The following is a 25,362-nucleotide window of genomic DNA, read 5'->3' on the forward strand; positions in this document are numbered from 1 at the left end:
GTCAGTCGGCGTGCCGGATACTGTCCGGCCTGGCATGACTGCCATGGTCATTCAGGTAGGCATCCACCGCCGCCCCTACAGTTGGCTGGAAGTGTTGCTCTCGGGCCGGATCTAGCAGACCGAAGCGGCGCATCTTGTCCTTCACCGGGCTTTTCACTTCGGCAAAGTGCAGTTCGATTCCGGCCTGCGTCAGCAGTCGTTCCAGTTCCGTGAGCATATCTGCGGAGGTTACGTCGATGCTGGTAACCGGCTCGGCAGCAACCACTACCCTGTGCACCGGCGTCGGTGCGCAGGCTATAGCCTGTAGCAGACTCTGCTGGAATAGCTCGGCATTGGCGAAGAACAGCGGTGCATCCCAGCGAAACAGTAGCAGGCCGGGAATCTGCTGCGCTCCCGGGTTACGCTCGATGTCGTGAAAGCCGCGCACGCCGTCGACCTGGCCGAGAACGGCGTAGTAGGGGCGCCAGGCATCCCAGAGAAACTCGATGATCGCCAGCAGCACGGCCAGCCCGATGCCCGGGATCACGCCAAAGGCCAGTACGCCGATGAAACAGGCTATGGACAGCCAGAACTCCCACTGCTGGATGCGGAAGATGCGGCGCAGATCCGTGACCACGAACAGGCCCATGACGGCGGCTATCACCACGGCGGCCAGCGCACTGGTGGGCAGGTATTGCATCAGATCCGGCGCCAGAACCAGCAGCAGGGTAACGCACAGGGCGCCGACCACGCCGGTCAGTTGGGTCCTGGCGCCAGCTGCCTCGGCTACTGGCGTGCGCGACGAACTGCTGCTGACCGGAAAACCCTGGAACAGTCCGCCGGCCAGGTTGGCGGCGCCAAGCGCGATCAACTCCTGATTCGGGTCAACAGGGCGACCGGTACGCGCGGCATAGGTGCGCGATAGCACGCTGGTGTCGGCGAAGGCCACCAGCGCTACGGCGACGCCGCCCAGCACCACGCTGGCCAGATCAATGCCGCTGAGCCAGGGCAGGGTCAGGCTGGGCAGTCCCTGCGGCAGCTCGCCAAGTATCTGTACGCCGCGGGTATCGAGATCAAGCAGGGCGACAAGCAGAGTCGCCAGGGTCACCGCGATGAGGATGACCGGCAGTTGGCGGAAGCGCTGGAGCAGCAGGATCAACGTCAGTGTCCCGGTCCCAACGGCCAGACTATAGGGATTGATCAGCCCGGCGAGCGAGGCTTTGGTGATGACGTAGAGGTCTTGTACGGGGTTCTGGCTGTCGATGGAAAAGCCCAGCAGCCGTGGCAGCTGGCTGATCAGTACGCTGAGGGCGATGCCATTCATGTAGCCATAGCGGATCGGCTTGGACAGCAGTTCGGTGACAAAGCCCAGGCGCAGCAGACCGGCGATTATGCAGGTCAATCCTGCTACCAGTGCCATCATGCTGGCCAGGGTGATGGCCCGCATTGGGTCGCCTCTGGACAGAGGCAGTACCACGGCAAGTATCAGGGCGGCCAGGGCTGAGTCCGGGCCTAGCACGAGGATGCGGCTGGGGCCGAACAGGGCATAGGCCAGCAGCGGCACTATGGTTGCGTACAGGCCGTAGATTCCTGGCACCCCGGAGGCTTCGGCATAGGCGATACCTACCGGCACCAGCATGCTGGTCAGTACCAGGCCGGCAGCGATGTCTTTTGGCAGCCAGCTCATGCGGTATTCGCGCAGGACTTGCAGGCCGGGGAGCCAGCGTCGCCAGCTACTCTGCCGTGGTGACAGGACCTGACGGGAAAATGGCTGTGGAGAAGATGGCATGTGCAAAGGATTCGGCAAGACGTATGGCAAGTAAAGCGCATAACGCCAGCCGATCACCAGCGAGAGGATCCGGCTGGCATGCCGCCGGTCAATAGAATTGCCGGTGCAGACTATCGACGGGCTGCCAGAGTATTTGGGGTCAGGTATAATCCGGGGCTTTTCCGTCCGATTTGCCACGAGCGCGACCAACCATGGAAATCAACCCGATCCTCAACGCCATCAAGGACCTTTCCGAGCGCACCCAGACTATTCGGGGGTATCTTTGACTACGATCAAAAGCATGATCGGCTGGTCGAAGTAAACCGCGAGCTCGAAGATCCGAGCATCTGGAACAATCCCGAATATGCGCAGAACCTCGGGCGCGAGCGTGCCATGCTGGCACAAATCGTCGAGACCATCGACGACCTCAGCAGTAGCCTGAGCGATTCCCGCGATCTGCTGGACATGGCCGTCGAAGAGAATGACGAGACCGCCGTGGCCGATGTGGCCAGCGAAGTAGAGCGCTTGCGCGAAATCCTTGAGAAGCTTGAGTTCCGCCGAATGTTCAGCGGTGAGATGGACCCGAACAACTGCTATCTGGATATCCAAGCGGGTTCCGGTGGCACCGAGGCGCAGGACTGGGCCAACATTCTGCTGCGCATGTACCTGCGCTGGGCTGACAAACGCGGCTTCTCGGCCGAAATCGTCGAGCTGTCCGAAGGCGAGGTGGCCGGCATCAAGGGCGCAACCGTACATATCAAGGGTGAGTACGCCTTTGGCTGGCTGCGTACCGAGAGTGGCGTGCACCGTCTGGTGCGCAAGAGCCCGTTCGACTCCGGCAACCGTCGTCATACCTCGTTCACTGCGGTATTCGTATCGCCGGAAATTGACGACAACATCGAGATCGAGATCAACCCGGCGGATCTGCGTATCGACACCTACCGCTCTTCCGGTGCCGGTGGCCAGCACGTCAACACCACCGACTCGGCCGTGCGTATCACCCACGTGCCGACCAATACCGTGGTGGCCTGCCAGAACGAGCGTTCCCAGCACGCCAACAAGGACACCGCCATGAAGATGCTGCGGGCCAAGCTGTACGAGATGGAGATGCAGAAGCGCACGGCAGCTTCCCAGGCCCTGGAAGACTCCAAGTCCGATATCGGCTGGGGCCATCAGATCCGCTCTTACGTGCTGGATCAGTCGCGGATCAAGGATCTGCGTACCGGTGTGGAGCGCAGTGACTGCGACAAGGTGCTCGACGGCGATCTGGACGAGTACCTCGAGGCCAGCCTCAAGCAGGGGCTTTGAACCGGCGCGGCGTAGTCCGCTGCCCCGATCGCTCAGGGCTTTGCCGTTGCAGGCCCGGAGCCGTGCCCGAAGTGGAGGCTGTTCGTCCTGCTTCGGGCCATCAATTTGCAACAGGCGATGAATCGCCTTACCAGGAACTCCCGCAATCATGAGTGACCAACAACTCGACTCCCTCGAACTGCAACAGGAAGAAAACAAGCTGATTGCCCAGCGCAAGGAAAAGCTTGCCGCCATCCGTAAGCAGGGCATTGCCTTCCCCAACGACTTCCGCCGCGATAGCCTGTGTGGCGAGCTGCAGAAGAAGTACGAAGGCAAGAGCAAGGAAGAGCTGGAGGCCGCAGCCATTCCGGTCAAGATTGCCGGGCGCATCATGCTCAACCGTGGGGCCTTCATGGTGCTGCAGGACACCAGCGGCCGTTTGCAGGTCTATGTGGATCGCAAAGGCCTGCCGGCGGAAACCCTCGAAGCCATCAAAACCTGGGATCTGGGCGACATCATCGCTGCCGAAGGCACTCTGGCCCGCTCCGGCAAGGGCGACCTGTACGTACACATGAGCAATGTACGACTGCTGACCAAGTCGCTGCGCCCACTGCCGGACAAGCACCACGGCCTGACCGATACCGAGCAGCGCTACCGTCAGCGTTACGTCGACCTGATCGTCAACGAGGAAACCCGTCACACCTTCCGCGTGCGTTCGCAGGTGATCGCGCATATCCGTCGTTTCCTCAACGAGCGCGGCTTCCTCGAAGTGGAAACCCCGATGCTGCAGACCATCCCCGGTGGCGCCGCGGCCAAGCCGTTCGAGACGCACCACAATGCGCTGGACATGGCCATGTTCCTGCGTATCGCCCCGGAGCTGTACCTCAAGCGCCTGGTGGTCGGTGGCTTCGAGAAGGTCTTCGAGATCAACCGCAACTTCCGCAACGAAGGGGTCTCGACCCGGCACAATCCCGAGTTCACCATGCTCGAGTTCTACCAGGCCTACGCAGACTATCGCGACAACATGGATCTGACCGAAGAACTGTTCCGCGAGCTGGCCATGACGGTGCTGGGCACTACCGACGTGCCGTATGGCGACAAGGTGTTCCACTTCGGCGAGCCGTTCGCACGTCTGTCGGTGTACGACTCGATCCTCAAGTACAACCCGGACATTACCGAAGCCGATCTCAACGACATCGACCGAGCCCGCGAGATCGCCAGGAAAGCCGGCGCCAAGGTGCTCGGCCATGAGGGACTGGGTAAACTGCAGGTGATGATTTTCGAGGAGCTGGTCGAGCACAAGCTGGAACAGCCGCACTTCATTACCGAATATCCCTTTGAAGTATCGCCGCTGGCGCGTCGCAATGACGACAACCCGAACGTTACTGACCGCTTCGAGCTGTTTATCGGCGGGCGTGAGATCGCCAACGCCTACTCCGAGCTTAATGATGCCGAGGATCAGGCCGAGCGCTTCCTCGCTCAGGTGGCCGAGAAGGACGCCGGTGACGACGAGGCCATGCACTATGACGCCGACTTCGTCCGTGCGCTGGAGTACGGCATGCCGCCGACCGCCGGCGAAGGCATCGGTATCGACCGCCTGGTCATGCTGCTGACCAACTCGCCGTCGATCCGCGATGTCATCCTGTTCCCGCACATGCGTCCGCAGGCCTGATGGCCTGCCATGGGCCGTCCGATGGCGGCTCGTGGTAGCTATCCATCCGGCACTGAGTGATAGTTGGGGAAGGGGCGAAGCATAACGCTCGCTGGTCATCTTCAGAACGTAGAGGATCGAGTCATCGTGAGTTCCACGTCTTTGTCCCCGAATGCCGCCGAAGCGGCTTACGCGGTCGCCGAAAGAGTCCATTACCAGGGACGCAAGACCAGTCGTCAGGGCAGTGAACAGCGTCGTCAGACGATTCTTGAGGCGGTCATGCGCATCATCGTACGTGATGGTGTGCGTGCCGTACGCCACCGCGCGGTGGCTGCCGAAGCCCAGGTGCCGCTGTCGGCGACCACCTATTACTTCAAGGATATCGATGACCTGATCACCGATACCTTCGCTCTGTTCGTCGAGCGCAGTGCTGCACAGATGGCATCTTTCTGGGCCGGTATCGAGGAGAGTGTGGCTCAGATGGTCAGTCGCCTGGACGGTAGCGAACAGGCCCGTCGGCAGTTGGCCGACGAACTGGCCGCAATGGCGGTGAAGTATGTGCAGCACCAATTGCGTGAGCGTCGTGACCATCTGATCGTCGAGCAGGCTTTCCAGCAGGAGGCGCTGCTCAATCCGCGTCTGCGCGATCTGGTTCGGGCGCACCGGCGTATCCTGCAGCAGGGAGTGACTCACTTCTTTGAAGTACTCGGTTCACGCCAGCCGGAGCAGGATGCGGTGTTGTTGACGGCCACCATCGTACGAGTGGAGTATCAAGGCCTACTCGATGGCCCTGAACAACTGGACAGCGAAGGAATGCTGGCCATCCTTAAACGCTACATGAACCTGGTTCTTGGCTTTTGAAGCCGAGCCGGTCGGCGTTATTCACAAGGAGAGCGAAATGAAAGTCTGGCGCATACTGGTTGCCTTGTCCTGCCTGCTACTGGGAGGCTGCCTGGTTACTTTCAAGGAGCCTATCCCGGCCAATGAGGCGGCTCCCATAGCGCTGCTGGGCGAGTGGACTCAACTGGATGAATGGGGCGACCGGTTATTCCTGGAAATCACCCGGGCCGGCGCCAATCTCTACCAGGCACGACTGAGTGAAGGCAGCACCGACAGTGCAGCAAGTCTGGAGACTTTCGGTTTCACAGTTTCCCATCATGGCCGCCGCTGGTATCTGTCAGCCGGTTTGCCGAAAAGCGTCGGTGCCAACTTTGCCATCGCCGGATTCGAGCTGACCCGCAATAACGAGCTGGTGATCTACAACCTGGATGTCGCACGGATTCAGCAGGACATGCAGCGTGGTCTGCTGGAAGGGCAGACGGTGACCATGCCGGAGGCCGATGGCGTGCTGATCACCAGCCCGCTGGACAAGGTGTTTGGCTACCTTGATGATCCGGCCAATGCCGGCTTGTTCGTCGAAGTGGCGCGCTATCAGCGAGTCGAGCTACAGGAACCCTGATGAACGAAGCACTTGAGCTGGACGACTATCAGCGCTGCATCCGCAGCCTTTCCGACCGCATCGTCGAGGCACAGACGCCGATTCGCGTACTTGATGCGGTAAAGTGGGACGACTCCATCCGTGAGGATTTTCTCAAGGCCAAGGGCAAGGCCCTGCCGGCCGTCGACCGTGACTATTACCGGGGCCGGCCGTTGGCATTCGATGCCGCTGCGAAGAAACTGGAGTTCCAGAATATCGAGCGCGATATCACCCGCCAGTTGGGCCAGTTCAATCCGGTTGGACAGATCATGCGGCGCATGTGCAAGGAGTACCGCATGGTGATCCGCATGCTCGAGGCACGCGGAACCGAGGATTTCGGACTGATCTCGCAGGAGCTTTACGGCGCCGCTTCCGACGCCTTTCATGCCGGCGATCCAACCCTGGCGGATCTTGGTCTGATGCTGTCGGATTACCTCAACAACATCGCCGCCCGTGGCGATCTGGAAGACGAGCCGAAGACACTGGCTGCTGGCGATGCCGTGGATATTCTGCAGCAGCGCCTTGCCGAAGTGTTTGGTGACGACACCATTCGCGTGTTCGAGTCCGATGGCATCCTCGCCGATGCTGCAGCTGGTGCCGACTACATCAAGATCCGCAGCGATGCGCGTTTCAACGCTCGTGATGTCAAGGCACTGGAGGTTCACGAAGGGCTGGTGCATGTCGGCACCACGCTCAATGGCCTGAACCAGCCGATCTGCACCTTCCTGGCCAAGGGCCCACCTTCGTCGACGGTGACCCAGGAGGGGCTGGCGATTCTGATGGAGGTTATCGCTTTCGCGTCCTACCCGACCCGCCTGCGCAAGCTGACCAACCGCACCCGGGCCATTCATATGGCCGAGGAGGGTGCTGATTTTCTCGAGGTGTTCGCCTTCTTCCGCGAGCAGGGCTACGACATGGCTTCCAGCTACAGCAATGCCGGCCGGGTATTCCGTGGATCCCTGCCGAACGGTCTGCCGTTCACCAAGGATCTGTCGTATCTCAAGGGTTTCATCCTGATTTACAACTACATCCAGCTGGCGGTGCGCAAGGGCAAGCTGGAGCAGATTCCGCTGCTGTTTTGCGGCAAGACCACGCTGGAGGACATGCGTACCCTGCGCAAACTGGTGGACGAAGGTCTGGTGCTGCCGCCCAAATACCTGCCGCCGCAGTTCCAGGATATGAATGCGCTGTCGGCGTGGATGTGCTTTTCCAACTTCCTCAACCATCTGAGTCTGGACCGCATCGAGGCGGATTACGCCAATATTCTCTAGAGGCTTCAGATTCCTTCAGCCGCACCCCGGATGAAATCCGGGAACCGGAGACCTGTACGTGTCCTCTCATCAACTGGAGTACGAAATCCTCGGCGCATCAGCGCAATTGGTGGAGATCATTCTCGATCCCGGCGAGACGGTGATCGCCGAAGCCGGTGCGATGAACTACATGACCGACGGCATACGCTTCGAAACGCGCATGGGCGACGGTTCGACCAGCGGCCTGCTGGGCAAGCTGTGGAGCGCCGGCAAGCGCATGCTCACCGGCGAGTCGCTGTTCATGACGCATTTCAGCAATGCTGGTAGTGTCCAGGCGCGGGTAGCTTTCGCCGCGCCTTATCCGGGCACCGTGGTGCCCATCGACCTGGCCACGATCGGCGGGCGGTTGATCTGCCAGAAGGATGCCTTTCTCTGTGCTTCTTACGGTACCAGCATCGGCATCAGCTTTGCCAAGCGTTTGGGCGCCGGTTTCTTTGGTGGCGAAGGCTTTATCCTGCAGAAACTCGAAGGCGATGGCTTGGCGTTTGTGCATGCCGGCGGCGCCGTGATCCGCAAGGAACTGAACAATGAAACCCTGCGTCTGGACACCGGTTGCCTGGTTGCCTTTACCTCGGGCATCGATTACGACATCGCGCTGGCGGTAGGGCTGAAGACCATGTTGTTTGGTGGTGAAGGTATTCTCCTGACCACACTTAGGGGAACCGGCAGCGTATGGATCCAGAGTCTGCCTTTCTCGCGTCTGGCCGGACGTATCCAGGTCGCAGTCGGGCAGGCTCGTGAGGAGGTAAGGGCCGGTGGCAAGTAGCATGCGCATGTTGGTGCTATTGGCCGGACTGCTGCTGTCCGGCTGCAGCGGGCTGCTGTTCTACCCGGAAGCCGGGCTGCCAATCACTCCGGAACGTGCCGACCTGGAATATCGCGATGTCGAGCTGCGTGCCGCCGATGGTACGCGTTTGCATGCATGGTGGTTGCCAGCCAGGACAGGGACGAAAATCAAGGGTACGGTGCTGCATCTGCATGGCAATGGCGGCAATCTGGCCTGGCACTTGGGCGGTGTTTACTGGCTCCCTGAGCAGGGCTATCAGGTGCTGATGCTGGATTACCGAGGTTATGGTCTGTCCGCTGGAAAGCCGCGGCTGCCGGAGGTCTATCAGGATATCGACGCAGCCTTTGCCTGGCTGGCCCAGGCTCCGGAGGTGCAGAACCGGCCGTTGCTGGTACTTGGACAGAGTCTGGGCGGTGCGCTGGTGGTGCACTATCTGGCTGAGCGGCCCGAACGGCGGGTGCAGATCAATGGCCTGGCACTCGACGGAGCGCCGGCGAGCTACCGAGATGTGGCACGTTACGCCCTGAGTAATTCCTGGTTGACCTGGCCATTGCAGGTGCCGCTTTCCTGGTTGGTGCCCGATGGCGAGAGTGCAGTGCGCAGCATCGACCAATTGCAGGGGCTGCCCCTGCTGATTTATCACAGTGTTGACGATAGGATCGTGCCGTTTTCCAATGGGCGCCGCCTATACCGGGCTGCGCGCCCGCCGCATGCCTTTCAGGCAACCCGTGGTGTGCACGTGCAGACCTTTGCCGAGCCTACCTGGCGCCAGTCGTTACTGGCGTTCTTCAGTGCACCGCTGGCATTCGTCGAGCGTCGTGCCGAATCTGCAGAAGAGAGTCCGTAATGTCCGAACGAGATCCCATTCCCCTGATCCTCACCGCTGTAGCCAGCATCGTCGGTACCGTTGGTGTGCTGTGGTATTACGGCTACGTGCATTTTGCCAAGCCCGAGGATGCGCTGTTGCTGTCCGAGTTCACCATGCTCAAGACCATTCCGGGCGAGGACTACCGGGTTTCTCTGAAGCCGGCGGATCAGGTGGCGCAGTGCATCGATGGTGTGCTGGTACTTTTCGACACCCAGCAGAAGGGGCTGACCGGTGTTCTGGTGGATGATCGCAAGCGTGCGGTGCGCTGCACGGGCCAGGAAACCCCGCAGCTACAGGAGTAAGTTTGCCTGACAGAAAAAGAAACCCGCCATCAGGCGGGTTTCTTTTGGGGCGAGGTTCGGTCAGATAGCGCTGGCCGAACGGGGAGCCACCGGGCGGTTGTCGTTGGAGATGGTGACCTCCACGCGACGGTTCTGTGCACGACCGGAATCGGTGGAGTTATCGGCCACCGGATATTCCTTGCCGTAGCCCTGAGCGACGATGCGCGACGGCTCGATGCCGGCGCGAATCAGGGCGCGGCGCACGGATTCTGCGCGACGTTCGGACAGACCCTGGTTGTAGCTGGCCGAGCCAACACTGTCGGTATAGCCCTCGACGATCACCTTGCGCTCCGGATTTTCCTGGAGGAAACGAGCCAGTTGGGTAATGTTTGGCAGGGCGCTGCTCTTGAGTTCGGCCTTGTTGAAGTCGAACAGTACGTCGCCAAAAGTGACCAGTGTGCCGCGGTCGGTCTGCTTGGCGTTGAGGCTCTCCTGCAGTTTGCGGATCTCGGCGTCACGGGCGTCCAGCAGAGCCTGGGCACGTTTTGCCGAGGTGTTTTTTAGTTCTGCTTCCGCAGTGCGCAGGGCGATAGTCTGCTTGGCAACTTCGACGCGCTGGTTGGTCAGGTAGGCCAGTTGGTCGACCTTCTCTTTGTCCTCTTTCTCCAGGTAGGCCTTTTCGGCTTTGTTCAGCCACTCCTGGGCTTCCTTGGTCTCCAGAGCTGCAACCTTACTGGCCTGCGGATCACTCTGCAGAGAGGAGAAGTTGCTGCGAGCAGCCTCGAGGCCGGGATTGGGTTGGTACGAGCAGGCGGCCAGGCCGACGCTAAGCGCCAGCAGGGCAGGAATCATGACGAGTTTGCGCATGGCGTTCATCCTTTAATCAAAGTGCAAATGAGTAGTGTGTGTAGGCTCATTGCGCGTTGCGCATGCCTTCCTTACGCAGTTCCTGAACACCCTGGCGAGCATCCTGAAGCGCACGCTCGGCCTTGGCTGCCTGTGCCTTGCGTTCGGCCAGTCGGGCATCCCATTCGGCCTGTTCAGCCAGACGGCGGGCCTTGTCATATTCTTTCTCGTGCATGGCCAGCTCGGCTTCCTTGAGCTTGTCTTGCGCCGATTTCATCTCCACCGCCGCGAATTCAGTGCCTCCGGCGCTGATGGCTGAGTTCACCGCTGATTTAGTCACGGCATGCTGCTCGGTCGGCGGGTTGCCGGCACAGCCGGCCAGCACCAGGCTGCTGCCCAGTACCAGAGCTGCCAGTTTGATCCCATGCAGACGAGAGCGGTGGGATTTTTCGGTATGGGTATTCATGGCGGCTAACTCCATTTGAAACACTCCTAAATGAATATGTCCGTGCCTTCAAATTCATCCGCGACAAGGGATGAACTACGTGAAATGGACATGGCGTTTTGCTAAATGGTTCCGAAAAAAACTGAGCTGGATTCTTTTTTGCATGACCATTCAGTCATTTTTTTTGCTTCGAATAGCCCGGCCATGGGGCAGTTCAGTGCTATCGATGTTTGTACCTGCAAGATGGAGCGAGTAGGGCACGTGCTATCCCCAGCCAGCAGTGCAAGGGGAGTCGTTCATTCTGAAAACAGGAGTGGAAGGCGACGACATGACGTGAATCAGTGCACGTCTGGGCGAGTAGGATGAGCGGTCTGTCGAGCCGCTCAGCCCTCGGATCCTATGCTCTGTACGACGATTGCCTGGTGGAGCAGGTACTGGCTTGGCTCGAGGTTTTTACGCGACCTATTGTCGCATGCCGGTGCTTCGGTTCTGGAAATGACCGGTCAGTCTCGATGCCGGTGTGCAGTTTCGAGCCCCTGGAATCCATCTGCGCGGGCAATACCTACCTCTATTCGCATTACTCGCTTCAGGCCAGGCTGATGGCTTCTTGCTGCCTGCGAAAACAGGCGTCGCAGAGCCTTCTGGAGCAGGTGCAACCGGTCAGTATGACGCGTGACGTCACAGGTTTTCGTCGCACTGAGTGGGTCTGCAGGCAGGGTTAGGGACACCGCCTGAAAGCCCTCTGCCGGCTGTCGCCAGACGGTATTCCCTCCGACTTTCGATGGCTTGTGCACCCGAAACACGCTGTGTATCTTGGGCACCCTTTTGGTACTACAGCTGCCGAAGACGCACAGATTAAGAGATTGGCCCCATGAGGCGAGTCCGACCGATTACTACATAACTCTTGAGGAGCACATCGATGCGCGTGATTCTGCTGGGGGCGCCCGGTGCCGGCAAAGGCACTCAGGCTCGCTACATCACCGAGAAATTCGGTATTCCGCAAATTTCCACGGGCGACATGCTGCGCGCTGCGGTCAAGGCCGGCACCGAGCTGGGCCTGAAGGCCAAGAGCGTCATGGACGCTGGTGGTCTGGTTTCCGATGACCTGATCATCAATCTGGTCAAGGAGCGTATCGCCGAGTCGGACTGCGCCAATGGTTTCCTCTTCGATGGCTTCCCGCGCACCATTCCGCAGGCCGAAGCTCTACGTGATGCCGGCATCGCACTCGATCATGTGGTGGAAATCGCCGTGGATGATGAGGAAATCGTCAAGCGCCTGTCCGGCCGCCGTGTTCATCCGGCTTCCGGGCGTGTCTATCATGTCGAGTACAACCCGCCGAAAGTTGCCGGCAAGGACGATGTTACCGGTGAGGATCTGGTGCAGCGCGATGACGACAAGGAAGAGACCGTGCGTCATCGTTTGTCGGTCTACCATTCCCAGACCAAGCCACTTGTCGACTTCTATCAGAAGCTTTCCGCCGAGACTGGTACGCCCAAGTACACCCATATCCCGGGTGTTGGCAGCGTCGAGGAAATCACCGCCAAGACCCTGGCCGCACTCGCCTGAGCTGCGCACCAGTCGTCTGTCACCCAGGGCCCCGAAAGGGGCCTTGGTCGTTTATGGCGTCCGGATATGTTCTGGTCGCTTTCAGGCATGTCCCTGATCACGACGTAGCTAGTATCGAAGATGCAAGCTTCCGGCCTGCGTCGGAGCGCGTCGACAACCTGTTAGGAAGAGGGCATGGTACATGACCGAGAAACGCATCTGGCTGGGCCTTGCGGCGTCGCTGTTGAGCACTCCACTGGTATTCGCCGAACCTGCCGCAGAGTTCAAGGCTGACTGTTCCGTCGCGCAATTCACCATGGGCTTGCGTTTTCAGCAGCAGTCCGCGGAGATCCAGGCACTGCAACTGCAGGCCTACAACATCGCCACGGAAAGGCTCGACAAGGCGGTGGCTGCGGCGAAAGATCCATCGAAGCTGGCCATCGTTACCGACCTCGACGAAACCGTAATCGATAACAGTGCGTTGCTGGTGCGCGATCTGGCCAACTGTCATCAGTACGACGTCTGGGATACCTGGTTGCCCTGGGAGCGTGACGGTACGCCGGTGCTGATCCCCGGTGCGAAGAAGTTCCTCGAACATGCCGACAGGCTCGGAGTGACCATCCGCTACATCTCCGATCGCGCCGACGAACAGAAGAAATACACTCTGGCCACCCTGACCAAGCTGGGGCTACCGCAGGTGTCAGAGGAGAGTGTGCTGCTGCTCGGCCCGCCCAAGGTGGAACGACGCGCCATCGTCAGTGCCGATCACCAGATCATCCTGCTGCTGGGTGATACCCTGCATGACTTCGATGCACGCTTTCGCAAGACGCCGCTCGACGCTCAGCGCCAGACCGTGGCCGATGAGGCCGGCAAGTGGGGCGTGGAGTGGATAGTGTTCCCCAATGCGGGCTATGGCACTTGGTCCGAGGCGCCGCTCAAAGGTTGGGAGGCCGAGCTTGTGGTCGAGCCCTGGTAAGGCGGCAGTGAGCGATTCAGGTCGTCCCGCACAAGCCTCACAGACGTCATGAGGCTGGAAAAAAAAACTCCGAGCCGGTCTAATGCCGGCTCTTTTTATTTGACCGTCTGAACGCAATGACCACTCTCCTGGCCCTGGATACCGCCACCGAAGCCTGTTCCGTCGCGCTGCTGCATGATGGCCGCGTACTCAGTCACTACGAGGTGGCACCACGCCTGCATGCCCAGCGCCTGCTGCCGATAATCCGGCAACTGCTGGGGGAGGCAGGCATTACTCCGGGAGCACTGGATGCCATCGCCTTCGGGCGCGGCCCGGGAGCCTTTACCGGGGTGAGGATTGCCGTGGGGGTGGTGCAGGGGCTGGCTTTTGCTCTGGATCGCCCCGTATTGCCCGTATCGAATCTGGCATTGCTGGCGCAGCGTGCGCTGCGTGAGCACGGCGCCGAGCAGGTCGCGGCGGCCATCGATGCGCGAATGGATGAGGTTTACTGGGGCTGTTATCGCGCCGAGTCTGGTGAAATGCGCCTGTGTGGGAAGGAGGCAGTGCTGCCGCCGGAGCAGGCAGAGGTGCCACGCGGCAGCCAAGGGCGCTGGTTCGGTGCCGGTACTGGCTGGGGCACATATGGCAAGCGCATTTTTCTGCAGCCTGCGGGGCAGGACGGTGCAATGCTGCCGCATGCAGAGGATCTGCTGAGCCTGGCGCGCTTTGCATGGGGTCGCGGCGAGGCGTTGCCGGCGGATCAGGCGCAGCCGGTGTACCTGCGCGACCAGGTCGCCACCCCCAAGGCACCGATAGTCTGATCCCGGCAAGGCGAGGCGCATGACAGGCGGCATTTGCCAAGCCTCGGACGCGCCGCTACATTGCCTGCATCAGTAGCTGCATAGAGCTTTCGCGGACGTTTCCAGATGCGCATCGACGGTTTCCTTCCTCCGTACTCGCCGGATCGTGGGCCCCGCTCGGGGACAGCGGTCACGCCCTATCGCGAAGCGCAACACGAGGCCGAGGTTCGTCAGGAGCAACCGGTAGCACCGGCCGTCAGCCAGGGGCTGGAGCCGGTTGCGCAGATTCGCCGGGTGCAGCCTGGCCAGCCCGGTACCGACAGCCTGCCGAGCAGTGTCCGAAGCGGGCAGCTTCTGTACGACGCCGTTCCAGGCAGCCGCACCACACAAGCACTGGCCAGCTACAGTGCAACTGCAGCTTACGGCCAGGATTACGATGCCCAGGAAGTGCTCGGGCTCGATCTCTACGCCTGAAAATCTGCTGTCTTGACCGCCCGATGAATGCCCTTCTGCCGTACCGGCTCGGCTGTCCGTCATGGAGCGAAGCTGCCTGGCGCGGCTCGCTGTACGCCGACGATGCGCGTTCGGCTGATTTCCTCACCAGCTATGCCCGTGTGTTCAATGCGGTGGAGGGCAATACCACCTTCTATGCTCGTCCTTCTGCGCAGACTGTAGCGCGCTGGGCCGAGCTAATGCCGGCCGAGTTCCGTTTCTGTGCCAAGCTGCCGCGTGACATCAGTCATGCCGAGGATCTGTGCCGGCAACTGGACGAAGTAGCCAGCTTTCGGCAGCTGCTTGCGCCACTTGGTGCTCGGGTGGCCCCGTACTGGTTGCAGTTGCCGGCCAGCTTCGGCCCATCGCGCCTGGCTGAATTGGCCGCTTTCCTTGAGGCCTGGGGAGATTGGCCTTTGGCGGTTGAGCCACGGCATGTCGAATTCTTCGCTAAGGGCGAGGCCGAGCGCACGCTTAACTGCCTGCTGCTGGGGCGGGGAGTCGAGCGCATCTGCCTGGACACTCGTGCCTTGTTCAGTTGTACCTCAAAGGACAGTGCGGTGCTGCATGCCCAGTCGCGCAAGCCGCGTCGCCCCACCCGACCAACGGCCTTCAGCAGCAGCCCGCAGTTGCGCTTTATTGGCCATCCAGAGCTACTGGCCAATGATCCCTTTATGGCGCCCTGGCTGGACAAGGTCGCCGGCTGGATTGAACAGGGCTTGTCTCCCTATGTGTTTGCCCACACCTCGGACAACCGTCTGGCTCCGCAACTGGCCCGGCGCTTTCATGAGGGCCTTATGCAGCGCCTGCCGGGGCTGCCCGAACTGCCGGAGCTGGATGCTGCTCCAGCGCTGCATCAGCTTGACCTGCTCTGAGCTGGCTATGGTCGATGGCGTTTAGTCGCCTGGACAGGGATTCAGCGCTTGGCCAGCAACAGGTCGGCGGCCTGCCCCTGGCGACCGTCGCTGAATTCGAATTGGCCAAGCTGAGCAATCCGGTCGTAGGTGCCCAGTGCCTGATGGATATCGCGGGCATGCAGTTCTATGGCGCTCACTGCGGAATCGGCAAGGCTTTGCAGGTGCTGACGTCCTAGAGCATCGAAGCGCAGCAGGCGCAACTGCTCGAAGACGCTATCGGCCGCATCGATACGGCCGTCGCCATTCTCGTCGAAACGTGCCAGCTCGGCAAAGCCGTTGGCGGCCCCATGCTGGTCGCCGAACAGTTCGCGGCCGTCATCAATGCGGCCATTGCCGTTGCGATCCAGTGCCAGCAGGGCATCGTCGCCGGTAGGAACACTGATTTGATCGAGACGTCCGTCGGCATCCAGGTCAAAACGTACCGGACGGCTGAGGCCGCTAGTGGAAAAGCCGTTCCCGGCCAGGTCCAGAACCAGCGGGTCGATCTGCTGCGGTACTGGCTCGGCATTTACCTGCAGCTCCAGGCTACGCTGCTCCACCAGGCGCCGACTGAAGGCCTCGGCCTGCAAGGCCGCCTCCGGTGCTTCGCTGGCCTGGCGCAGCTCATCGGCTACCTGTTCCGACGGCTCCTGCTCGATGCCGAGCGTGCGACGCAGGATCTGGTAGTCGACAGATTCGCGGGTCGCCTGTTCAAGATCCTGCTCCAGCGAACGCGGGCTGGCGGTGCTGGCGGAATGGCGTGGGGACTGGATGCTGTCGATCATGCTATCTCCCGATGCGGTCGATGGGCGCCGGCTCTGGCAGAATGTGCATCTTGGTTATCGGCCATATGGTCGATGGTTTGAGTCATGTCCGGGAAGAACGCACCGATGTCCGACCAGCGGTATAACGCCAGCATCTGTATCCAGTCCCTGGATCCCCGTCATGCCGAGGCGACCGAGGAGTGGGCCGCGCGCCTGGGGCTGGCTATGGGCGGGGAGGCGGAGTATGCCCTGCAACTTGGGGACGACGGCCTGCAATTGGTCGAGCTGGGGGAACGTGCCCCGGGGCCTGTGCGGGTGGATTTTGTTGAGGGCGCGATGGCGCACCGGCGCCAGTTTGGCGGCGGTAGCGGGCAGATGATCGCCAAGGCGGTCGGTGTTCAGCCAGGCATTCGCCCACGCATCCTCGATGCTACGGCAGGCCTCGGTCGCGATGCCTTCGTACTGGCCAGCCTGGGTTGCGAGATGACTCTGATAGAGCGCCAGCCGCTGGTTGCGGCGCTGCTGGCGGACGGTTTGCAGCGAGCCCGATGCGATCCGGAGGTGGCGCCAATCGTTGCCCGCATGCGGTTGCTGGATGGTGATGCCATCGAGTTGATGCAGCGCTGGCAGGAGCCACTGGCACCACAGGTGATCTACCTTGACCCCATGTTTCCCCATCGCGACAAGAGCGCTCTGGTGAAAAAGGAGATGCGTCTGTTCCGGCCCTTCGTCGGCGACGACACGGATGCACCAGCTCTGCTGGAGGCGGCCTTGGCACTGGCAAGCCATCGGGTGGTCGTCAAGCGTCCACGCAAGGCGCCAGCTATCGAGGGTGTGCGTCCTGGCTATGTGCTGGAGGGTAAGTCCAGCCGCTATGACATCTACCCGAAGAAGAAGCTGGTGGCGACTGACTGAGTCAGCCTGTCTGGCCTGCGCGGTAGGCGCGCAGGAAAAGCTGTACCGAGTCCTGCACGTGGGCTTCCGCTTCTTCCTCACTCAGTGGGGCGGCACAACCGATCAGCAGGCGGAAGTGTGCGCCACCCTTGAGCAGGCTGAAGAAGTGGTCGGCGGCCCGCAGTGGATCCTCCACCTGCAGCAGGCCACGCTGATCCGCCTTGCGCAGGAGTAACGCCATTTCCTCCAGCACGCGCTTGGGGCCTGCTTCGTAGAAGGTGCGGGACAGCTTCGAGCCCTGGTTGGCCAGGCTCACCATCATCCGGTGCATTTCCAGCGATTCGCGGCTGTTGATCAGCGCCAGGAAGCCGCGAGCGATATCTATCAGCTGGTTTTCCAGTGGTGCTTCTTCTTCCGGCAACTGGAACAACAACTCCGGCAACTGCTCCTGACACTTGGCCTTGATGGCGGCAGAGAACAGCGTCTCCTTGTCGGTGAAGTGACTGTACACGGTAAGTTTGGAAACCCCGGCTTCGGCGGCGATGGCATCCATGCTGCTGCCCTCATATCCGTGGCGGAGGAACAGTGTCTTGGCCGCATCCAGAATGGCACGACGCTTGGCGGGATCCTTCGGTCGGCCTGGGCCGGTGGATTGCAACAACTTGTCAGGCATTGGCGAGTTTTAAAACTGGACTGGCGGGTTTGCTATTTTTACTATACCGGCCAGTATAAATATTCCCAAGGGCACTGTGGTGCTGGTCGCGCGCAGGATGCTCGTAGGTCTCTTCCACCTTCTCTGAACGGTTTCAGACACATGTCCCGCTACCATCCTTCTCTCACTGCGTTACTGGGTTTAGCGCTGCTGTTGTCGGCTTGCGGCAATAGCGAGCCGCCACAAGAGTCGGTTCGCCCTGCACTGGTGGTGCAGCCGCAGCCGGCCAGCGCACTGGTTGACAGCTATCCAGGGGAGGTTCGCGCTCGCTACGAACCGGAACTGGCCTTCCGTATCGCCGGCAAGGTGGCCAGACGCCTGGTGGAAGTCGGTGATCGGGTGAAGAAGGACCAGCCGCTGGCCGAGCTGGATCCACAGGATGTGCGCCTGCAGCTGGAGGCCATTCGTGCTCAGGTGACGGCGGCAGAGGCCAATCTGCAGACCGTGCGCGCCGAGCGCGAGCGCTACAAGGCGCTACTGGGGCGCAACCTGGTCAGCCGCTCGCAGTTCGACAGCATCGAGAATCAGTACCGCGCTGGCGAGGCGCGGCTCAAACAGGTGCGAGCCGAGTACGATGTGGCCCGCAATCAGGCCGGTTACGCGGTATTGCGTGCCTCGCAGGACGGTGTGATCGCCCGACGTTCGGTGGAGGTAGGACAGGTGGTGGCAGCCGGGCAGGCCGTATTCACCCTTGCTGCTGATGGCGAGCGTGAAGTTTCCATCAGCCTGCCGGAGCAGAGCATCGGGCGTTTTTCGATTGGTCAGGTGGTCGAGGTTGAGCTCTGGTCGCAGCCGGATCGGCGTTTCTCCGGTCGTATCCGCGAGATGGCACCGGCCGCCGATCCGCAGTCGCGTACCTTTGCCGCGCGCGTCGCCTTCAGCGAGGGCGAGGTGCCGGCAGAGCTTGGGCAGAGCGCGCGGGTATTCATTGCCAGTCATGCAGAGGTGCCGCTGGCTGTGCCGCTGTCGGCCGTTAGTGCCGAGCAGGGCCAGCCATTCGTCTGGGTCATCGACCCTAAGACGCAGACAGTGCAGCGCCGGGTGGTGCGTATCGGCGCCTATGGTGATGACCGGGTTCCGGTGCTGGAGGGGTTATCGGCCTCCGATTGGGTGGTGGCGGCCGGGGTGCAGATACTCCGTGAGGGGCAGTCGGTACGACCGGTAGATCGGGAAAACCGTGCCGTTGAGCTGAGCAAGGAGTAAGCGCGGATGAGCTTCAATCTCTCGGCATGGGCGCTACGCCACCGTCAGATCGTCCTCTACATCATGCTGCTTTTCGCCGTGGTCGGGGCGTTGTCCTACACCAAATTGGGGCAGAGCGAGGATCCGCCTTTTACCTTCAAGGCCATGGTGATCCGCACCAACTGGCCGGGCGCCAGCGCCGAAGAGGTCTCGCGCCAGGTCACTGAGCGCATCGAGAAGAAACTGATGGAGACCGGCGAGTACGACAAGATCATCAGTTTCTCTCGCCCGGGTGAGTCCCAGGTCACCTTTGTCGCACGCGACTCCATGCGCAGCGCGGAAATTCCCGAGCTTTGGTATCAGGTGCGCAAGAAGGTCAGTGACATCCGCCATACTCTGCCGCCCGGTGTTCAGGGGCCGTTCTTCAATGACGAGTTCGGCACTACTTTCGGCAACATCTATGCCTTGAGTGGCAGCGGATTCGACTACGCAGTGCTCAAGGATTACGCGGATCGCCTGCAACTGCAGCTGCAGCGGGTCAAGGACGTTGGCAAGGTCGAGCTGATCGGGTTGCAGGACGAAAAGATCTGGATCGAGCTTTCCAATACCAAACTGGCGACCCTCGGCCTGCCGCTGTCGGCGGTACAGCAGGCTCTGGAAGCGCAGAATGCGGTGGCGGCAGCAGGCTTCTTCGAGACCGCCAGCGAGCGGATTCAGCTGCGGGTTACTGGCCGCTTCGAGTCGGTGGATGAAATCCGCAACTTCCCCATCCGGGTCGGTGATCGCACCTTCCGCATTTCCGATGTGGGTGAGGTCAAGCGCGGTTTCAACGACCCGCCTGCGCCCCGCATGCGCTTTATGGGCGAGGACGCCATTGGCATCGCAGTGTCGATGAAGGACGGTGGCGACATCCTGGTGCTGGGCAAGGCGCTGGAGCAGGAGTTCGCCCGCCTGCAGCAGACCCTGCCAGTGGGGATGGAGCTGCACAAGGTATCGGATCAGCCGGCTGCGGTTAAAACCGGCGTAGGTGAGTTCGTCAAGGTGCTGGTCGAGGCCCTGGTAATCGTGCTGGCGGTCAGTTTCTTTTCCCTTGGTCTGCGTACCGGCCTGGTGGTGGCACTGGTGATTCCTCTGGTGCTGGCGATGACCTTTGCTGCCATGTATTACATGGGCATTGGCCTGCACAAGATTTCCCTTGGAGCGCTGGTGCTGGGGCTTGGTCTGCTGGTGGACGACGCGATCATTGCGGTGGAGATGATGGCGATCAAGATGGAGCAGGGCCTAGATCGCTTCCGGGCGGCCAGCTTTGCCTGGACCAGTACGGCCTTCCCGATGCTCACCGGCACCCTGATTACCGCCGCCGGTTTTCTGCCTATCGCCACCGCCCAGTCCGGTACTGGCGAATACACCCGCTCGATTTTCCAGGTGGTAGCCATCTCGCTGATTGCCTCGTGGATTGCCGCTGTGATGTTCGTGCCATATCTGGGGGACAAGTTGCTGCCGGATCTGGCGAAACGTCATGCCGAGCGGAACGGCGCTGGCGAGGCCGATCACGATCCCTATGCAACAGCTTTCTATCGTCGGGTACGGGCCACTGTGCAGTGGTGCGTACGTCACCGTGGCACAGTGATCCTGCTGACCATTGCCCTGTTCGTTGCCTCGGTGTTGCTGTTCCGCTTCGTCCCGCAGCAGTTCTTCCCGGCCTCCGGGCGGATGGAGCTGATGGTCGACATCAAGTTGGAGGAGGGCGCCTCGCTGAGTGCCACCGAGGCCGAAGTGCGCCGTCTGGAAAGTCTGCTGCGGGAGCAGCCGGGCATCGACAACTATGTTGCCTACGTCGGTACCGGTTCACCACGTTTCTATCTGCCTCTGGACCAGCAACTGCCTGCGGCCAGCTTTGCCCAGTTCGTGGTACTGGCGAAAGGTATCGAGGAGCGTGAGCAGTTGCGCAGTTGGCTGATACAGGTGCTGAACGAGCAGTTCCCGAACCTGCGCAGTCGGGTCAGTCGTTTGGAGAATGGTCCGCCAGTGGGCTATCCCATCCAGTTTCGCGTCAGCGGCGAGCACATTCATGAGGTGCGTGCGCTGGCCCGCCAGGTGGCGGACAAGGTGCGTGAGAACCCGCACGTGGTTAACGTGCATCTGGATTGGGAAGAGCCGAGCAAGGTGGTGATCCTGAATATCGACCAGGATCGTGCACGCGCACTGGGCGTCAATACCGCTCAATTGTCGCGTTTTCTGCAGGGTTCGCTGTCTGGCACCAGCGTCAGTCAGTATCGCGAAGGCAACGAGCTGATCGAAATTCTGCAACGCGGCACGCCGGATGAGCGTAAGTCGCTGAGCCTGCTACCGAGCCTGGCGGTGCCGACCGACAGTGGTCGGCAGGTTGCTCTGTCGCAGGTGGCAACGCTGGAATATGGCTTCGAGGAAGGCATCATCTGGCATCGCAACCGCCTGCCCACGGTGACCGTTCGCGCCGATATCTACGGGCCGCAGCAGCCCGTCACCTTGACCCAGCAGATCCTGCCTACGCTGGAGCCAATCCGCGCCGAGCTGTCGGATGGCTACCTGCTGGAGGTAGGCGGTACGGTAGAAGACTCCGCGCGTGGCCAGAGGTCGGTGAACGCCGGTATTCCACTGTTCATTGTGGTGGTGCTGACGCTACTGATGCTGCAGCTCAAGAGTTTCTCGCGTTCGGCTATGGTGTTTCTCACCGCGCCGCTGGGGCTGATCGGGGTCACTCTGTTCCTGCTGATTTTCCGCCAGCCGTTCGGCTTCGTTGCCATGCTTGGTACCATCGCTCTGGCCGGGATGATCATGCGCAACTCGGTCATTCTGGTGGATCAGATCGAGCAGGACATCAGCCAGGGGCGCGATCGCTGGCAAGCCATCATCGAGGCGACGGTGCGGCGTTTTCGTCCCATCGTACTGACTGCGCTGGCTGCAGTGCTGGCGATGATTCCGCTGTCGCGCAGTGTTTTCTTCGGGCCGATGGCCGTGGCCATCATGGGCGGCCTGGTGGTGGCCACGGCACTCACCTTGTTGTTCCTGCCGGCGTTGTATGCGGCGTGGTTCCGGGTCCGCGAGAGCGAGCCGGGAGCGCAGGGCTAAGGTGCTGCCTCCGTGCTTATTTCGCAGAGGTGAATCACTCGTCCATTTGTGACTGTAGGTAGTTCTGCAGGCCGACCGCATCGATCAGGCTCAGTTGGGTTTCCAGCCAGTCGATGTGGTCTTCTTCTGACTCCAGAATATCTTCCAGAAGGTCACGGCTGGCATAGTCCCCGACGCTTTCGCAGTAGGCGATGGCTTCCTTCAGGTCGGCATGTGCCTTGTGCTCGATCTTCAGATCGCACTCCAGCATTTCCCGGGTATTCTCGCCGATCAGGATTTTGCCCAGATCCTGCAGGTTTGGAATGCCCTCGAGGAACAGAATGCGTTTGATCAGCCGATCCGCGTGCTTCATCTCGTCGATGGACTCATGATACTCATGATCGCCGAGTTTCTTCAGGCCCCAGTCTTCGTACATGCGTGCATGCAGGAAGTACTGGTTGATGGCGACCAGTTCGTTACCAAGAATCTTGTTCAGGTGTTGAATGACCTTCTTGTCGCCTTTCATGACAGCTCCTGCACTTTTCAATAACCGTGACGAATTTCAATCTACTGCCGATCTTCTTCTTGTGTCAAACCTAAGTTATTGAAACCTAAGTGAAATTAAAAAATAATAAGAATGGTTTAATTCCGCATCGAGAGAGCAAATCATTGAATTGACTTGATAAAGTTCGGACGGTTTATTGCATTGCGGGTCTTTTTGAATAACTCCGGTAATTTTTATTTCGATAAAAAGCCCCGCAGAGCAGGGCAGGTGGATATGACGCTTCAGGTCATATGAGCAGGACAGGGCGTCAGACGTTTCAGATATTCGTCCAGCCGCGTCTGCTCGGCTGGCGAAAGATAGAGACCGAGCTTGCTTCGCCGCCAGAGAATGTCGGCACTGCTGCGGGCCCATTCTTCCTGGCAAAGGTAGTCCACTTCTCGGGCATGGAGGCCGCCGCCGAGGTGTTCTCCAAGGTCAGCCTGTGTGGTTACCCCTTCAAGTAGACGCCAGACACGGCTGCCGTAGCTGGTAGCCCAGCGTTGGGCCAGGCTGCGTTCGAGCCAGGCATGACGCTGGCAGAGAGCGTCGATAAGTTCTGTCGGGTTGCGTAGCCCTTCTCCGCCCGGCAAGGCTGCGCTGGCAGTCCAGCTGACCCCCATGTCCGGGAAGTAGGGCGCCAGTTGCGCCAGGGCGGACTCGGCCAGCTTGCGATAGGTGGTCAGCTTGCCGCCGAAGACTGACAGCAGCGGCGCCTCGCCGGCACCACCTGAAAGTGACAGGGTGTAGTCGCGGGTAATGGCCGACGGGTCGTCTGATTCGTCGTCGCACAGCGGGCGGACTCCCGCAAAGCTGTGCAGCACGTCGGCATGGCTCAACTGTTTGCGAAAATGCGCATTAACCACCCGCAGCAGATAGTCGGTTTCCTCCGGAGTAATAGACACCTGGGCCGGATTGCCCTGGTATTCGCGATCGGTGGTGCCGATCAGGGTAAATCTATCCAGATAAGGGATGGCAAAGACAATGCGGCGATCCTCGTTCTGCAGGATATAGGCCTGCTCGCCGTCGTGCAGACGCGGAACGATGATGTGGCTGCCCTGTATCAGGCGGATACCGTAGGGCGAGGGTTGTTGCAGGTCGTCACGGATGAAGCGGGCGACCCAGGGGCCGGCTGCATTGACCAGGGCACGGGCGCGGATCGACAGCAGGCTGCCATCGCAGCGCTCAAGATGGATATGCCACAGTCCCTTGCTGCGTCTTGCGCTGACGCAGCGTGTGCGGGTGTGGACGTGAGCACCATGTTCACGTGCCGCCATGGCGTTGAGTAGCACCAGACGAGCATCGTCGACCCAGCAGTCGGAGTACTCGAATCCGCGGGTCATTTCCGCCTTCAGCGGGCTGTCGTCGGCAAAGCGCAGGCCGCGCGAAGACTGCAGGCGCTTGCGTTTTCCCAGGTGGTCGTAGAGAAACAGTCCGGCACGGATCATCCAGGCAGGGCGCAGATGCGGCCTGTGCGGCAGGATGAAACGCATTGGCTTGACGATATGTGGAGCCTTGGCCAGAAGTACCTCGCGCTCGGCCAGGGCCTCGCGTACCAGGCGGAATTCGTGGTGCTCCAGGTAGCGCAGGCCGCCATGGATCAGCTTGCTGCTGGCCGACGAGGTGTGGTTGGCCAAATCATCCTTTTCGCAAAGGAACACCGCTAGTCCTCGGCCGGCTGCGTCGGCGGCGATGCCGGTACCGTTGATGCCGCCTCCAACAACGGCAAGATCGTAGACTTCGGCAATGGGGCTGGCGAACGGTAGATGTGGCATAGGACTCGCTCGTTTAGTATTTTCGAATTCTATATTTTCGATATTGAAAATATTCTAGGCGAGTAAGCGCGTCTACGCCAGTCGGTGCGCACTTTCGCACCGGGCGTTGATGGGGCGCGAGAGGAGGAACTCAGACCAGGTCGAGCTGAATCTTGTGGTTGTGCAGCAGGCGGGTGATGGCGGCCGAGGGTGGGCTGTCGGTGAAAACCCGGTCGACCAGGGCGATGGGGCCCAGGCGTACTACGGCGTTGCGACCGAACTTGCTCGAGTCGGCGGCGAGGAACACCTGTCGGGCATTGTCGATAATGGCTTGGGAGACGCGGACTTCCTGATAGTCGAAATCCAGCAGGCTACCGTCGTCATCGATGCCGCTGATGCCGACAATGGCGTAGTCGACCTTGAACTGCTGGATGAAATCTACTGCGGCCTGACCGACGATACCGCCGTCGCTACGCACCGTGCCACCAGTCACCAGTACTTCGAAATCGGCCTTGCTGCTGAGCAGAGCGGCGACGTGCAGGTTGTTGGTGATGATCTTCAGACCCTTGTGGCTCTGTAGTTCGCGAGCGATGGCCTCGGTAGTGGTGCCGATGTTGATGAACAGTGAGGCGTGATCCGGAATCTGCGCCGCCACGGCTTCGGCGATGCGCTGCTTTTCCTCGCGCATCTGGCCGGCGCGCATGCCGTAGGCAGTGTTCTGGATACTCGAGGATTCGCATGCGGCGCCGCCATGGGTACGTCGCAGCAGGCCATGTTCGGCGAGCTGGTTGATGTCGCGACGGATAGTCTGCGGGGTTACCGCGAAGGTCTGGGCCAGTTCGTCGATGCTGACGTAGCCACGTTCGCGGGCGAGGTTGAGAATGTCGTGTTGGCGCGGCGCGAGATGCATGGGCTCTTCCTGTACGGGTGACTCATTATATGGGGAGGCCGAAAAGCTAGGCGAGTACGACAGACTGCTGGATGACTGAGAGGAGTAGCTACGAGCGATTCTGGCCTGCTAATGTAGTGCAATCCAA

The 25,362-nt window shown here is 60.6% G+C and carries 24 protein-coding genes; 16 read left to right on the top strand and 8 right to left on the bottom strand.

All coding sequences use genetic code 11. The features are described from left to right. Position 1 precedes the first annotated feature (1 nt). Positions 2–1,768, bottom strand: coding sequence for a SulP family inorganic anion transporter (locus NCCP436_RS03135; protein ID WP_220802333.1), 1,767 nt, complete (start codon positions 1,766–1,768; stop codon positions 2–4). Positions 1,769–1,959: 191 nt separating this feature from the next. Between NCCP436_RS03135 and prfB the strand changes: the two genes are divergently transcribed. The 8 genes from prfB (at position 1,960) to NCCP436_RS03175 (ending at position 9,429) form a co-directional block, all read left to right on the top strand. Beyond that, a protein-coding gene (gene prfB / locus NCCP436_RS03140) for a peptide chain release factor 2 (protein WP_220802334.1) occupies positions 1,960–3,055 on the top strand; the annotation gives its coding sequence in 2 pieces (ribosomal slippage) (positions 1,960–2,031 and positions 2,033–3,055; 1,095 coding nt in all). Positions 3,056–3,203: 148 nt separating this feature from the next. After that, on the top strand, positions 3,204–4,706 hold the full coding sequence (gene lysS, locus NCCP436_RS03145) for a lysine--tRNA ligase (RefSeq protein ID WP_220802335.1): 1,503 nt from the start codon (positions 3,204–3,206) through the stop codon (positions 4,704–4,706). A gap of 126 nt (positions 4,707–4,832) precedes the next feature. Continuing rightward, positions 4,833–5,546, top strand: a complete 714-nt coding sequence (locus tag NCCP436_RS03150) for a TetR/AcrR family transcriptional regulator (RefSeq protein WP_220802336.1) — start codon at positions 4,833–4,835, stop codon at positions 5,544–5,546. Between the two features lie 37 nt (positions 5,547–5,583). Beyond that, the gene (locus tag NCCP436_RS03155; RefSeq protein WP_220802337.1) at positions 5,584–6,144 is read left to right on the top strand and encodes a hypothetical protein; all 561 of its coding nucleotides are present in this window, start codon (positions 5,584–5,586) and stop codon (positions 6,142–6,144) included. Then, complete coding sequence (locus tag NCCP436_RS03160; protein WP_220802338.1) at positions 6,144–7,433, top strand: flavohemoglobin expression-modulating QEGLA motif protein; 1,290 nt, start codon at positions 6,144–6,146, stop codon at positions 7,431–7,433. Before NCCP436_RS03155 ends, NCCP436_RS03160 begins: the two co-directional genes overlap by 1 nt. A gap of 58 nt (positions 7,434–7,491) precedes the next feature. Beyond that, positions 7,492–8,238, top strand: coding sequence for a TIGR00266 family protein (locus NCCP436_RS03165; protein ID WP_220802339.1), 747 nt, complete (start codon positions 7,492–7,494; stop codon positions 8,236–8,238). Position 8,239: 1 nt separating this feature from the next. Beyond that, on the top strand, positions 8,240–9,106 hold the full coding sequence (locus NCCP436_RS03170) for an alpha/beta hydrolase (protein ID WP_220802340.1): 867 nt from the start codon (positions 8,240–8,242) through the stop codon (positions 9,104–9,106). Continuing rightward, a complete protein-coding gene (locus NCCP436_RS03175) occupies positions 9,106–9,429 on the top strand; it encodes a hypothetical protein (protein ID WP_220802341.1) in 324 nt (107 codons plus the stop codon). The genes NCCP436_RS03170 and NCCP436_RS03175 overlap by 1 nt, the downstream gene beginning before the upstream one ends. A 60-nt stretch (positions 9,430–9,489) precedes the next feature. Here NCCP436_RS03175 and NCCP436_RS03180 read toward each other — a convergent pair whose 3' ends face one another. Both NCCP436_RS03180 and NCCP436_RS03185 read right to left on the bottom strand, forming a co-directional pair. Next, positions 9,490–10,275, bottom strand: a complete 786-nt coding sequence (locus NCCP436_RS03180; protein WP_220802342.1) for an OmpA family protein — start codon at positions 10,273–10,275, stop codon at positions 9,490–9,492. 46 nt (positions 10,276–10,321) lie between these two features. After that, complete coding sequence (locus tag NCCP436_RS03185) at positions 10,322–10,735, bottom strand: DUF4398 domain-containing protein (RefSeq protein ID WP_220802343.1); 414 nt, start codon at positions 10,733–10,735, stop codon at positions 10,322–10,324. A gap of 883 nt (positions 10,736–11,618) precedes the next feature. Between NCCP436_RS03185 and adk the strand changes: the two genes are divergently transcribed. The 5 genes from adk (at position 11,619) to NCCP436_RS03210 (ending at position 15,367) form a co-directional block, all read left to right on the top strand. Next, a complete protein-coding gene (gene adk, locus NCCP436_RS03190; RefSeq protein WP_220802344.1) occupies positions 11,619–12,266 on the top strand; it encodes an adenylate kinase in 648 nt (215 codons plus the stop codon). Between the two features lie 181 nt (positions 12,267–12,447). Further along, a complete protein-coding gene (locus NCCP436_RS03195) occupies positions 12,448–13,221 on the top strand; it encodes a 5'-nucleotidase, lipoprotein e(P4) family (protein WP_220802345.1) in 774 nt (257 codons plus the stop codon). A 116-nt stretch (positions 13,222–13,337) separates the two neighbouring features. Next, positions 13,338–14,021, top strand: a complete 684-nt coding sequence (gene tsaB / locus NCCP436_RS03200) for a tRNA (adenosine(37)-N6)-threonylcarbamoyltransferase complex dimerization subunit type 1 TsaB (RefSeq protein WP_220802346.1) — start codon at positions 13,338–13,340, stop codon at positions 14,019–14,021. Between the two features lie 105 nt (positions 14,022–14,126). After that, on the top strand, positions 14,127–14,474 hold the full coding sequence (locus NCCP436_RS03205) for a hypothetical protein (RefSeq protein ID WP_220802347.1): 348 nt from the start codon (positions 14,127–14,129) through the stop codon (positions 14,472–14,474). A 23-nt stretch (positions 14,475–14,497) separates the two neighbouring features. Further along, positions 14,498–15,367: a DUF72 domain-containing protein gene (locus NCCP436_RS03210; RefSeq protein WP_220802348.1), complete on the top strand. Its 870-nt coding sequence runs from the start codon at positions 14,498–14,500 to the stop codon at positions 15,365–15,367. A 41-nt stretch (positions 15,368–15,408) separates the two neighbouring features. On the opposite strand, the gene NCCP436_RS03215 is transcribed toward NCCP436_RS03210, so the two are convergent. Continuing rightward, the gene (locus NCCP436_RS03215; protein WP_259651432.1) at positions 15,409–16,173 is read right to left on the bottom strand and encodes a hypothetical protein; all 765 of its coding nucleotides are present in this window, start codon (positions 16,171–16,173) and stop codon (positions 15,409–15,411) included. Positions 16,174–16,278: 105 nt separating this feature from the next. Between NCCP436_RS03215 and NCCP436_RS03220 the strand changes: the two genes are divergently transcribed. Further along, the gene (locus tag NCCP436_RS03220; protein WP_220802349.1) at positions 16,279–17,067 is read left to right on the top strand and encodes a class I SAM-dependent methyltransferase; all 789 of its coding nucleotides are present in this window, start codon (positions 16,279–16,281) and stop codon (positions 17,065–17,067) included. A 1-nt stretch (position 17,068) separates the two neighbouring features. Here the strand turns inward: NCCP436_RS03220 and NCCP436_RS03225 are convergent, their stop codons facing one another. Further along, positions 17,069–17,719, bottom strand: coding sequence for a TetR/AcrR family transcriptional regulator (locus tag NCCP436_RS03225; RefSeq protein ID WP_220802350.1), 651 nt, complete (start codon positions 17,717–17,719; stop codon positions 17,069–17,071). Between the two features lie 141 nt (positions 17,720–17,860). Here NCCP436_RS03225 and NCCP436_RS03230 point away from each other — a divergent pair, with 141 nt between their 5' ends. Together NCCP436_RS03230 and NCCP436_RS03235 are read left to right on the top strand one after the other, a co-directional pair. Then, positions 17,861–18,961, top strand: coding sequence for an efflux RND transporter periplasmic adaptor subunit (locus tag NCCP436_RS03230; protein WP_220802351.1), 1,101 nt, complete (start codon positions 17,861–17,863; stop codon positions 18,959–18,961). Positions 18,962–18,967: 6 nt separating this feature from the next. Beyond that, entirely contained in the window at positions 18,968–22,051 is a 3,084-nt protein-coding gene (locus tag NCCP436_RS03235) for an efflux RND transporter permease subunit (protein WP_220802352.1), read from the top strand. A 34-nt stretch (positions 22,052–22,085) separates the two neighbouring features. Here NCCP436_RS03235 and bfr read toward each other — a convergent pair whose 3' ends face one another. The 3 genes from bfr to NCCP436_RS03250 all read right to left on the bottom strand — a co-directional run bounded on the left by bfr (position 22,086) and on the right by NCCP436_RS03250 (position 25,235). Continuing rightward, entirely contained in the window at positions 22,086–22,556 is a 471-nt protein-coding gene (gene bfr / locus NCCP436_RS03240) for a bacterioferritin (protein WP_220802353.1), read from the bottom strand. A gap of 260 nt (positions 22,557–22,816) precedes the next feature. Beyond that, a complete protein-coding gene (gene glpD, locus NCCP436_RS03245; protein WP_220802354.1) occupies positions 22,817–24,346 on the bottom strand; it encodes a glycerol-3-phosphate dehydrogenase in 1,530 nt (509 codons plus the stop codon). A gap of 130 nt (positions 24,347–24,476) precedes the next feature. Beyond that, on the bottom strand, positions 24,477–25,235 hold the full coding sequence (locus NCCP436_RS03250; protein ID WP_220802355.1) for a DeoR/GlpR family DNA-binding transcription regulator: 759 nt from the start codon (positions 25,233–25,235) through the stop codon (positions 24,477–24,479). Positions 25,236–25,362 lie beyond the last annotated feature (127 nt).

It is taken from the genome of Pseudomonas sp. NCCP-436 (genome assembly GCF_019656335.1).
Taxonomy (GTDB): Bacteria; Pseudomonadota; Gammaproteobacteria; order Pseudomonadales; family Pseudomonadaceae; genus Aquipseudomonas.